General features: G+C 40.4%; 12 protein-coding genes. 9 read left to right on the top strand and 3 right to left on the bottom strand.

Features of this window, described 5'->3' with window-relative positions; all coding sequences use genetic code 11:
- Positions 1-4: 4 nt before the first annotated feature.
- Positions 5-1135 (bottom strand): cysteine desulfurase family protein, encoded by a 1131-nt coding sequence (locus EHQ16_RS14505; protein WP_135633209.1) that lies wholly within the window; start codon positions 1133-1135, stop codon positions 5-7.
- Complete coding sequence (locus EHQ16_RS14510) at positions 1113-2369, bottom strand: hypothetical protein (RefSeq protein WP_135633207.1); 1257 nt, start codon at positions 2367-2369, stop codon at positions 1113-1115. Before EHQ16_RS14510 ends, EHQ16_RS14505 begins: the two co-directional genes overlap by 23 nt.
- 38 nt (positions 2370-2407) lie before the next feature.
- On the opposite strand from EHQ16_RS14510, the gene EHQ16_RS14515 reads away from it, so the two are divergent.
- Genes EHQ16_RS14515 through EHQ16_RS14525 form a run of 3 tightly spaced genes read left to right on the top strand, consistent with a single transcriptional unit; the run spans position 2408 to position 6342 of the window.
- Entirely contained in the window at positions 2408-4408 is a 2001-nt protein-coding gene (locus EHQ16_RS14515) for a tetratricopeptide repeat protein (RefSeq protein ID WP_135633205.1), read from the top strand.
- Positions 4405-5193, top strand: a complete 789-nt coding sequence (locus tag EHQ16_RS14520; RefSeq protein WP_135633203.1) for a hypothetical protein — start codon at positions 4405-4407, stop codon at positions 5191-5193. Before EHQ16_RS14515 ends, EHQ16_RS14520 begins: the two co-directional genes overlap by 4 nt.
- On the top strand, positions 5194-6342 hold the full coding sequence (locus tag EHQ16_RS14525) for a CapA family protein (RefSeq protein WP_135633201.1): 1149 nt from the start codon (positions 5194-5196) through the stop codon (positions 6340-6342).
- Here the strand turns inward: EHQ16_RS14525 and EHQ16_RS14530 are convergent.
- A complete protein-coding gene (locus tag EHQ16_RS14530) occupies positions 6297-7079 on the bottom strand; it encodes a hypothetical protein (RefSeq protein WP_135633199.1) in 783 nt (260 codons plus the stop codon). The genes EHQ16_RS14525 and EHQ16_RS14530 overlap by 46 nt on opposite strands.
- Before the next feature lie 92 nt (positions 7080-7171).
- On the opposite strand from EHQ16_RS14530, the gene rpsF reads away from it, so the two are divergent.
- The 6 genes from rpsF to aspS all read left to right on the top strand — a co-directional run bounded on the left by rpsF (position 7172) and on the right by aspS (position 11873).
- Entirely contained in the window at positions 7172-7447 is a 276-nt protein-coding gene (gene rpsF / locus EHQ16_RS14535) for a 30S ribosomal protein S6 (protein ID WP_015679921.1), read from the top strand.
- Entirely contained in the window at positions 7440-7877 is a 438-nt protein-coding gene (locus EHQ16_RS14540; protein ID WP_135633197.1) for a single-stranded DNA-binding protein, read from the top strand. The genes rpsF and EHQ16_RS14540 overlap by 8 nt, the downstream gene beginning before the upstream one ends.
- Before the next feature lie 72 nt (positions 7878-7949).
- Positions 7950-8234 carry a 30S ribosomal protein S18 gene (gene rpsR / locus EHQ16_RS14545; RefSeq protein WP_012389070.1) on the top strand — a complete coding sequence of 95 codons (285 nt, stop codon included), beginning with the start codon at positions 7950-7952 and terminating at the stop codon, positions 8232-8234.
- A 9-nt stretch (positions 8235-8243) separates the two neighbouring features.
- On the top strand, positions 8244-8690 hold the full coding sequence (rplI, locus tag EHQ16_RS14550; protein WP_135633193.1) for a 50S ribosomal protein L9: 447 nt from the start codon (positions 8244-8246) through the stop codon (positions 8688-8690).
- 21 nt (positions 8691-8711) lie between these two features.
- Positions 8712-10055, top strand: coding sequence for a replicative DNA helicase (dnaB, locus tag EHQ16_RS14555; RefSeq protein WP_135633191.1), 1344 nt, complete (start codon positions 8712-8714; stop codon positions 10053-10055).
- 12 nt (positions 10056-10067) lie between these two features.
- Entirely contained in the window at positions 10068-11873 is a 1806-nt protein-coding gene (gene aspS / locus EHQ16_RS14560; RefSeq protein ID WP_135633189.1) for an aspartate--tRNA ligase, read from the top strand.
- The last annotated feature ends 1 nt before the right edge of the window (position 11874 follow it).

Here is an 11874-nt window from a genome sequence, read left to right on the forward strand (position 1 = left end):
TTGTTTATTTAAACTTCTGGATGAGTTCCCGAGTTGCGATAAGCAGTGTGTTTACATCATCTTCGGTTGTAAAATATCCAGTAGAGATTCGGATGGAACGTAATGCTTCTTCCTTTGTATAACCCATATAAAGAAGAGATTTCGAAGCCTCTCTCGCTCTTGATTTACAAGAACTTCCTGTAGAAACTAGAATCTTTTTTTCTTCCATTCCCAAAAGAAAGAAGTCAACCTCCTCAATCGGTAAAATCAGAAATGTTGTATTGGGAAGTCTTTTTGAATTTTTTGCAATGATGATACAACCTAAGTCTTCCAATTGGTTTTCGATTTTTGATCTGTAAGTTAGGAGTCTTTTGTTTTTTTCTTCCAAGTTTTGATTTTGGAATTCAGAAACTTTTTGGAAGGATTCAATGGCAAAGGTATTTTCTGTTCCGGCCCTATGGTCGTTTTCCTGATTTCCCCCACCAAAGATGCGGAAATTGGGATGAACCTTCGGCAGATAAGTGACAGCTGATCCCATTCCTGCTCCAATTTTGTGACCAGAGAAAGTGTATCCATCAAACAAACCAAAAGGTACGTTGATCTTTCCAAATCCTTGCATCAGGTCACTGTAAAACAACTGTCCAAATTCTTTTGTGAGTTTTGAGATTTCTTCTGCTGGTTGGATCACACCTGTTTCATTTCCAGCATAAAGACAAATGACGGGTCTTGGGTTTGTTTTTAGTTTTTCATTTAAGTTGTCTAAGTTGATCATTCCTGATTTGTCAGTATGAATGAGATCTGGAGAAAATCCAAAAGATTCTAGCGCAGCATAAAGACTAGAATGTTCAAAAGGAGAAACTATTACTGAATCTAAATCGGGATATAAAATTCTTAAACTTTGGATGAGTAAGTAGTTTGCTTCCGTGCCTGTAGCAGAAAATACAAATTGTTTTTCCTGCCCACCTGTGATCGAAGCAAAATACTTTCTTGTTTGTTCTATCTTTCCTTGGTTGTTTAAGGAATAACGAGTGATACCCGATGGATTGTAAAACCCTGAAAGATAGGTTGCCAGACAGGATTCCAAAATTTCTGCAAAAGGTGGGTGTGTGGCATTGTAATCAAAATATTTTATATCATTCTTTAAAGGGGATTTCATCAGCTTCTTCATACCGGCCTAGTTTGCGAAGGACGGATCTTGTTAATTTATGATACGACTTCAAAATGTCGTCTTTTTTACCACCTACACTGCGTTCGTCTACGTTCCGTAATTTGGTTTTTAGTGCATCAAGAATGGTCAAACTCTTTGAATTTTCTTTGAGTTTGTGATAAGATTCTGCTTCTTTCATTTTGGATTCAAACTCATGGACAAGAAGTGCGGGAACATTGATATCTTCAATTTCTGAGGCGAGTTGTATGTTGGATGCTTCTTTGAATTCTATAGCAGCCCGTTTGTAATAAACTTCTTCTTCCTGACCCAATTGAAAAAATAGTTCAGCCCTTCTGAATTTGAATTTTAAATATTCTCTTTCATCAGATCCAACAAAGTAAAGGATCCTTTCATAAATATCATCCATCTCTCTTGGAGAAAAGTTTTTCATTCCTGTCAGTAGGATTTGTCTGAGGAGAGATTCCAAATAATCATTCGCAGATACTTCGGCAAAATCACTTCGTTTGATGGAAGAAAGGACTACACTTCGTTTTTGAACCGCACTGAGTCCACTCGGAACCTTTTCCAAGTCGGTGAGTTTTTTTAAGACAAAGTTTTCTGTTTCCAACATATGGGTTTTGTAACCAAGAAGGATTTCGCTGGGTCTACAACTCGCCCAAGCCACCGATTCAATTTTTTTGGGAGCAATCAGTTCTGGCCCAGAAAAACGTAACGCGCGTTTGTAGTAGTCAAGGGCGGTAAGAACGGCATCAATATGAGAATTCCAATAGGCTTTGGGGTTGGGGCCAAGGGTGAGTTCTCCCTGGGGAGCCATTTTTTGGAAGAGGGGAGATCCCCATTCCCGTGCTTTTTCCCTCCAAGTGAGTTCTAAAAAATGATCTTCCACATGTTCTTTACTTCGAAAGTACAAACAGGACTTTTCCATCAGGCTTAAGTCTAACGGCAGAATGGTGCCTTTGGTTCCATCTTCGGAACTGAAAAATTGGCTTATGGTTTGGAGGATGTCTGTCCCTCCTTCCTTTCGACCTTCGAGGACAGCGTCCCCTTTGGCGATGAGTTGGTGCGCAATCCGGGGATTGGGATAACCAAAAAACGAATTGTAGGCGAGGGTGAATTTGGCTAGGAGATTGTCCTTGTTTCTCAGAATCCATGGGAAAGTGATTGCCCACACGATGAGAACAGCCAGGATGTATTTTAAATTTTCTCGGAAGATTTGGTTCAAGGATTGTCCCTGTTCCCGATCTTTGCCGGAATCTACTGATGTTTCAAGCAATTAAAACTTTAAACCGCCCCTTCGTCTTTGTTTTCTTTTGTTTTCTTTCACTTTCTCTGTTTGCTACTGAGCCTGGGACAAGAACCAAAGAATGTTCGAAATCAGAACCGGGAGTGCCTGCCGAGTTCCTGCTTTCCCGGGGCCTTCGGGAGCAAGTGGATGGGTTTCAGGCTGCCCAACGTCGTAAACCGGAAGATTCCAAACTTTCCTTTGAACGTTCCGTTTCCTTTCTGGAATCTTACCATCTCTGTTTGTTAGAGGCCGGGAAAGAACCGAGTGCTCTTAGTGCAGAAACCTTGTCCTTAAATTATCTAGAACTTGGAAGTTTAGAGAAGGCTTGGGAATGGTCAGAAAAAGCCATCAGCCAATCACCAGAAGTTTCCAAAGACCAAATCCTTTTGCAAACTAGGATTCGTATCCGTCAAGGTGAACTGGCGAAAGCATCAGAGGTTCTAGAAAACTCACTTTATAAATTCCCAAACGATCCTGACTTTTTATACCTACTTGGTAATCTAAATTTTGAAAGGAAACTTTGGAACCAGTCCATATTGTATTACACAGCTCTTTCTTTTGTGATCGAAAGAAGAGACACTCATTCCAAATACAAATTTCTGACCGCCAAAGCACTCGGCGAACTCAATTATAAATTAGACCATCCAAAAATCGCCATCAAACGTTACGGGGAATACATTGCCGGTTACAAAAACGATATCGAGGTTCTGTTTCGATTGGCACAAATCTATTTTGTGTTAGGTGATTTCAAACATTGCCGAATGTATCTAGAACAAATTCGCGAAAAAAATCCAAGAGACATTGATGCTTCGCATATGCTTGCTGAAATTTATTTTATGGATTCTCGTGACTCAGCACCTATCTATTTTGCTACATTGAGAAAAGAGAAAAAAATTCCGAAAGAGGGAATCGTTTTTTTATTAGATAAACTGATATCAGGTTCAAAAACCGGACTGGAAACCAAACTAAGATCTTATATCCAAGAAAATCCAGGAAGACTTTCTCCTCGGGTTGCACTGTTGGAACTGGCCGAAAAAGAAAAACTATCCGATTATGAAATTTTAAATGCGGACACAGCCCAATATGCTTATGAATACCGCCAGTATCTAACCGCAGAAAAAATTCTAAGGTCTGGCCTTTCCAAAATAAATTCTAAAGAAAACGCGGATGAAGACAAATCTTTGTATTATGAAAAGATATCTTCCTGCCAAGAGATGTTAGGTCTCTGGAACCATGCAGTGATGTCCACCAAGGAATCCTTACGACTGACAAATGAAACAGAAAAAAAGTTTCGATTGCGATTTCGTTTGGCCTATTTGTATCTCCAAGGGAATTTAAAAAAAGAATCTCATGCCGTTTCTGTTTTATCAGAAACCATCAAAGAAAATCCAAATCCCACACATTATTATTTGAGAGGCCTTGCTTACTTTCAACTTTCCAAATATAAGGAAAGTGTGGATGATTTTACCGCAGCCATAAAAATTGATCCGAACAATTTTAATTATTATTTTTACCGCGCTACCGCTTTTGATAAACTAAAACAATTTAGTGATACAGAATCAGATTTAAAAACAACACTGTCATTGAATCCAAATGCTTCCAATGCAATGAATTATTTGGGTTATTTATATGCTGAAAAAGATATCAATCCCGAAGAAGCAACCAAACTTCTAAACCAGGCAATATCTCTCGAACCGGACAATCCTGCTTTCCAAGATAGTTTGGGATGGGTGTTATACAGAAAAAAAGATTTTAATCGTGCTCTCCTCCATTTGAATTTTGCAGCTTCACTGGCATTAGAGAGAGGGTTCGAAGATCCAGTCATCTATGAACATTTAGGCGATGTGTATTTGGCTAAAAAAGATCCAGTGAATGCACTCCAGTTTTTTAAACTTTCGGAGTCTAAACTAAAAGCGGAACCGAACAAAGATCTCTTGGCAAAAATCAAAAAATTGCAAAAGGAAATTTCTGAATGAAAGAAACCTTAATCCTCCTCTTCACTGTATCCTTTTTTCTCTCTTGTACTGCAGCAGAAGTAGAAGATCCTAGTTTCATTGGTCGGGATAAAGGAAAATACATATCTGCAAAAGAAGGAGAGTCCAAATCTCTTCTGGGAGAAATTTTAGGAAAACAAACTGATTTTCAGAGTTTTAAGTCCGAGTTTTCCATGCAAATCCAAACCTTTGTCCCTAAAAAAGATAATGTTTCATTAGATGGGAAGTTGTACTTTTCTAAAGAATCCAAACAAATCAAAATTCAGCTTATGGATACTTTCTTTGGGATGGTTTTTACCGAAGTCATTGCAAATCCGAACCAAATCCAAATCAAACCAACAAGTACGAACGAAATCCAAACCTTACCGATGGGGGACATCCTCATCCAAGATCCAAATACAAAGAAAAAATTTGCGATTCCTTTTCCTGTGATTTACGAATACCTCACAGGAACTTACGTGAATGAAATCCAAAATCCTAAGGCCAAATTTAATACCGCAGATTCAAGGATTGCCCTAACAAAACCAGATGGGGAATATGAGTATTTTTTTAAGGAAGGCAATTTAGACCGGTTGGAACTTTCGAGCATCAAACGAGGGTTAAAGGCCATTGCTCTTGTCAAAACCAAACCAGAACAAATCCATCCACCAAAAGAAATTTTAACCAAGGTCATTAGTTTGGATACGGAAAAAGAAAATGTCCTCATTCAAATTAAGTTAAAAAAATCCCAAATGACGGAACCACCAGCCAATACTTTTCGTTTTTAGATGCCTAAGTTTCGTTTCTTTTTATTTCTGATTTTGTTATTGCCGCTCGTTCTATTTTCTGCGGACATTCCAGAGTCAGAAGAACCAAAACTCGAATTACCCATAAAGGATCTTTATCATTTCCGCACGGAAACGGGAGAAACCATCCAATACCCCAAATCCACCAAATTATGGTTTGGTGGGGATGTGATGTTCAATTGGGGTGTTCGGGATTCGATGAAAACAGAGGATCCATACTTTCCCTTTCGTAGTTTTTTTAGTTATCTAAAGAATTTTGATTTTCGGTTTCTCAATTTAGAAACACCCATCCTTCATAAAACACCAGCCGCCGACCAAAGGAAGTCCTATGTTTTTTTCGGCGAAAGGAGAGATCTTTTGGTGCTTCGGATGTTTGGGATTGATGGAGTTTTTCTCGGAAATAATCATACCATGGATTTTGGCGAAAATGGTTTGAGTGATACACTCGAGCTTCTAGATGAATTTGGAATTCCGCATACGGGAGCTGGTAAAAATACCGATGAAGCCTTGGTTCCCATTACCGTATCCAAACAAAATACCGAATACAGGATTTTTTCTTTTTCTGATACAGGAGAAACTCGGTTGTTTTCGGGAACCAAATCCCCTGGGGCAGCTTACTTCCGAGTGGGAACGGCGGAAAGGCTGATTAAAAAAACAAAACCAAACCAAGTCAATCTTCTCTCCGTGCACTGGGGTGTGGAATACAATCCCTTCCCAATGGATACAGAAAGAAATGCTGCCAAATATTTGGTGAATGCTGGTTATAAGGTGATCATCGGTCACCATCCCCATGTCCCTCAAGGGATCGAAGTATTTCCCAAAGGAGTTGTGATTTATTCCCTTGGAAATTTTCTTTTTGGTTCTAAAAATCAATACTTAAAACACAATATCTCTGTGGTTCTACATTTTGATGCCGACAAACTTTTGTTTGTGGAAGTGGTTCCTGTTTTTGGAAAACACCAGTCTCTACCGGGTGATCATTATTTTTTTCCCTTAGACCCAAAAGAGGCAGAGATTTTTTTAAAAGAATATGCAATCCTTTGTAAACAACTAGGAACGGATCTTGTGATTTCTGGGGGAAGGGGTTATGTTTTTTTTGATAAGGAACTAAAGGCCAAACTAAAACCGTAATGAAACCAACTGCAAGTAAGGCCCACTGCAAAAAAAGGAAAACTCAGTTCGAGTAAATTTGTTTTGTAAATCGAAAACAACTGCAAGAAAAAACCTGTAAAAAAGAGAATCGATGCGGTTCTTAAAATCCAACCTTTTTCGTATAACCAAAAGTATACGGATACGATGGCAACATAACCAAACAAACAAAACCATTTGAGTTGTGATGTGGGTTTTAAGTATTCTAGAGAAGGGGTCATCTCTTCAGCTGTTTTTGCGTCGAGAATATTTAGGATTAAAATGTTTTCGACTAAATCAGCGAAACCCGCAATCACAAGGAGTAAAACCATTCCCATAAAGATCTTTAAAAATATGGGTCTCACCTTTCTTCCCGCATAATGGCCGGTATATGTAAGAAAAGCCAGATAACAAAAGATAAATCCAAAGTCAAAATAGTGAACCTTTCGGTACTCTGAGGATAGGTTGAAAAAATCGATGGTGTCCGGGATTCCAATCAGGTCTTGGACTTGTTTAGGGGTTTCTGCCATCTCAAGACCGAGGAGGGTGGATTCAAATCCAGAGTGGTTGTCGAGAGCCGGTTCTTTCGGGGTGATGTGGTTTAGAAAACCAGCATAAAGTGCTAAAAATAGGCCAAGACCAAGGCCCCAAACTTCTGGAAAATTTGATTTTTCACCCATAAAAATGTTAGAAATTACATGGAAATGGAAGGGTTTGGGAACTCCAAGAAGAAATTCCATTGACCCCGACCCCCATTGGCAAAACCCTAGTGGAAACTAACAAATTCTTCTACCTACAAGTGTTTCTATGTAGGTATACCCATAGGAGAAATATGAGAAACTACGAAATCACGAATATTCTTCGTGAAGGTAATGTAGAAGAGACGAAGTCTGCAGTAAAAGACTTACTCTCCAAATACAACTTCACGATCCAAGGCGAAGAGGATTGGGGTTCTAAAAGACTCTGGCATCCCGTTGGACAAGACGAACAAGGCCACTTCACACTCATCAAGTGTTCCGGATCCCCTACAGAAGTATCAAAGATCGAACATGAGTTTAAACTCAATGGGAACATCTTAAAAACCCTAGTAATCAGGGCCAATGGCTAACGATCTCAACAAAGTACTTTTAATCGGTCGAATGACCCGTGATCCGGAATTTAAATCGGTGAACGGAAGTTCTGTTGTCAATTTTTCAATTGCGAATAACAGAGTTTATGTGACTAACGGTGAAAAAAAAGAGGAAACTCATTATTTTGACTGTGTTGCATGGGGCCGACTCGCTGACATATTAAAACAATATGCTGGCAAAGGGAAACAAGTAGCGATTGAAGGCAGACTTCAACAACAGTCCTGGGAAACTCCTGAAGGCAAAAAAGCCTCCAAAATCCGCGTTTATGTCGAATCCGCACAATTGTTAGGTGGACAAGGACAGGGTGGTGGATCGGGAGACCGAACTGATAATTCCAATTCTTATGATTCCGGCGTAAGTAATGGTTATGATGATTATCCAGCCGGTGATGACGACATTCCTTTTTGATAGGTTATGACAATGAGCGAAACAGCAAATATTGATGATACAAGAACAGATTCCCGCGAGAGTATGGACGGGATGGAAGACGACGAAAAAGGCGGTTTCCGTGGTAAAGACGGAGAAGGCAAATTCGGTCGTAAAAACGCAAAATATAAAAAGAAAGTATGTAAGTTCTGTGCTGACAAAGCCCTACTTGCAGGACTTGATTACAAACGAGTAGACATCTTAGAAAGATTTGTTACGAACCGTGGTAAAATCATTCCAAGAAGAATCACTGGAACTTGTGGCAAACACCAAAGAGCACTCGCTCGTGAAATCAGAAAATCCAGATCCATCGGCTTATTGCCGTTTAAAGTTCTGTAGGAGTAACGGATGAAAGTTGTATTGCAAAAAGATGTATTGAATCTTGGTGATGCTGGTGATGTGAAAGAAGTTGCTGATGGTTATGCACGTAACTTCCTCATTCCTAGAAGATTTGCAGTCCGTGCAAATGATGGAAACACAAAAGCTGCAGTCCACCAAAAGAGACTTGCTGAACTGAAACGCGAAAAACGCGTGAAAGTGATGAAAGAACTTTCTGCTTCTATCGAAGGTAAAACTTACGAAGTAAAAGTGAAAGTGGGTGAGAACGACAAACTTTTCGGTTCTGTAACAGCGAATGATATTGCACTAGCAATTAAAAACACTGGAGTAGAGCTCGACAAACGTAAGTTAGATTTAGGTGAGCCAATTAAATCAGTAGGCGAATTCAAAATCAAAGTTCGTTTGGCTGAAGGTGTTGCTCCTCAAATCGTAGTTAAAGTCGTCGGCCAAGCATAGTCTTACACTAAAGCTTTTTCGATGAATTCTAACCCCCTTCAGGAGATAGAGTCTGAGAAGAACTTAATCGGTTACCTACTCATGAGAGGGGTAGCCGGGCAGGAAGACTTAGGTCTAAGCCCGGATGACTTCTATATGGACAGCCATAGGCGAGTCTTTGAAGCCGTCACAGATCTTATCAATGAAGGAATCAATATCGACCTAGTTACGGTCACAAACCAAATGCGAGAAAAACGTCTTTTTAAAGACGAATCTCGCGACTTGGAATACATCACTTCTCTTTACAAAGATACTGTTCCTTTCCAACCACTAGAATACTATGTGCGGCGTGTGAAACGTGTTTCGGACAGACGTAAGTATGTCGAAGCATTAAACCAAGCCATTGACAAAGTCAAAGTAGAACCTGGTGAAAACGATTCTATATTCAGTATCGTAGAACAGTCGCTAATGGATATTTCTCGCCAAGAGAGATCCAAAGGTTTACGAAAAGTAAAAGATGATGCCAATGCCCTCATCGATTATATCAAAAATGTAGTGGCAGCCAGCCAAAATGGAACGGGTGGAATCAATGGATTAAAAACCCATTTTACCGGTCTTGATATGGCAACCACTGGTCTTAAGTCACACGAACTTATGATCCTTGCCGCCCGTCCTGGAAATGGAAAAACTACGTTTGCTTTGAATATCGCAGCCAATGCGGCTTTGAAAGAGCGTAAAACAGTTGTTATTTTCTCTCTGGAGATGAGCCGGATCGAACTACTTCTCAAACTTATCAGTGCGGATGCAAGGATAGATTCCTATGCCTTAAAAGCAGGAACTCTTACTTCAGCACAGATGACCCAACTGAAAGACAGTATTGGGAATATTACATCTGCAAGTTTGTACATTGATGATTCTGGATATTTGACCATCCAAGAATTTTCAGCAAGACTACGCCAGCTTCGTACCACAGAAGAAGTGGGTCTTGTGATTGTGGATTATTTGCAGCTAATGAGTGATCCCAAAGCAGCCATGGGTGGAAGGCAACAAGAGGTTGCCAATATTTCCAGGGGTCTCAAACAAATGGCCCGGGAAGTAGGGTGTCCCATCATTGCATTGTCGCAGATGAACCGTTCCATTGAAAACCGCTCCAAAGACCAACGGCCACAATTATCCGACTTACGGGAGTCAGGTGCCATTGAGCAGGATGCGGACATTGTATGTTTTATATATCGGGAAGAAATGGTGAAACCTCCCGAAGAGCTTGACCCAAACAAAAGGGGAATGGCTGAAATCATCATCGCCAAAAACAGAGCGGGTGCTACGGCCGATTTTCCATTGATGTTCAATCCGAAGATCAGCCGTTTCGACAACGTTCCATTATAAAGAGGTTTTCCATTGAATCAGTGGGTCAGTTCCGAATACAAAAATAGAATTAGCGCAACAAGTGTCTCCGATGCCTCTGTTGGTAAAACTTTATTCCTTTCCGGTTGGGCGTTTCGTTACCGCGACCAAGGGGGAGTGATCTTTATCGATCTTCGTGATCGTTCGGGAATTTTACAAATTGTTGCTCGTAAAGAAATTTTGGGTGATGACTTCTCCAAAGTAGAAAAAATTCGTTCCGAGTTTGTGATTGCAGTCAAAGGAAAACTTTCCCTTCGCGATGCAGAATCGGTAAACCCAAAGATGGAGACCGGTAAATACGAACTGATCGCAGAATCAGTGGAAATTTTAAATACTTCTAAAACACCTCCCTTTACATTAGATGAGTTTGATCCCTCCGGAGAAGAGATTCGGTTAAAGTATCGTTATCTCGATATGCGCCGTGAAGAACTTCGGGATCGTTTGGTTTTACGTCACAAACTAACGTTTGCTTTACGTGAGTATTTGGATAGTAAATCCTTTTTAGAAATTGAAACTCCGATTTTAAATAAATCCACACCAGAAGGGGCACGTGATTTCCTCGTTCCTTCTCGTTTGAATGCCGGTGAGTTTTATGCTCTCCCTCAGTCCCCACAACTTTTCAAACAGATCCTAATGATTGGGGGAATGGAACGGTACTTCCAAATCGTAAAGTGTTTTCGAGATGAGGACTTACGTGCGGACAGACAACCGGAATTCACTCAGTTGGATATGGAATTTTCTTTTGTAACAGAAGACGATATCCGTCGTGAAATTGAAGCTATGTGGGCCTTTGCTTTAAAGAAAGTTTTTAATTTAGAAGTCAGTGCCCCTTTTGCCACTATGCCGTATCATGTGGCGATGGAAGAGTATGGTTCGGACAAACCAGACATTCGGTTTGGAATGAAACTAGTCAATGTATCCGAGATTGTCAAAGATGCAGACTTCCAAGTATTCAGTGCTGCTGTTTCTGGTGGCGGGGTAGTGAAGGCGATTTGTGTTCCTGGTGGGTCTGTGATTTCTCGTAAAGAAATTGAAGACTTAACTTCTTGGTTGTCCCGCGACTTCCGAGCGAAAGGCCTTGCGTATATGAAACATGGTGCTAATGGACTTGAGTCCACAATCACCAAACGATTCACGCCAGAAGCACTGGCTGCCATTGCCAAAGCGGTTGGATCCAAAGAAGGGGATATGGTATTTTTTGGTGCCGACTCCTCTAAAATTGTGAATGCCTCACTTGGTGCCCTACGTTTGAAATTATCGGAAAAATATGATCCACCTAAGGTTCCCTATAGTTTCCATTGGGTCGTGGATTTTCCTATGTTTGAACTGGATGAAACCACAAAAACTTGGACCTTCCTCCACCATCCTTTCACTTCTCCCAAAGAAGAAGACTTTGATAAACTAAGAGATTGGAAGGCTGGGAAATCGGTTGACCTTTCTTCGATAGGTGCTAAAGCTTATGATCTAGTTCTCAATGGCACAGAAATTGGTGGTGGTTCCATCCGGATCCATAACCCTGAAATCCAAAGCCTTGTTTTGGAAGCGATTGGAATTGGAGAAGAAGATGCTAAGTCTAAATTTGGATTTTTACTCGATGCTCTTTCTTTCGGTGCACCACCGCATGGAGGAATTGCTTTTGGAGTGGATCGGATTATGATGTTACTCACTGGGGGAACTTCCATTCGTGATGTCATTGCCTTCCCGAAAACTCAGAAAGGAACTTGTATGATGAGTGAAGCGCCAGGTCCTGTTGAGGCAAAACAACTAGAAGAATTAAAACTCAGGGTAGTCACTATCTAAT

It is taken from the genome of Leptospira kanakyensis, from assembly GCF_004769235.1.
Taxonomy (GTDB): domain Bacteria; phylum Spirochaetota; class Leptospiria; order Leptospirales; family Leptospiraceae; genus Leptospira_A; species Leptospira_A kanakyensis.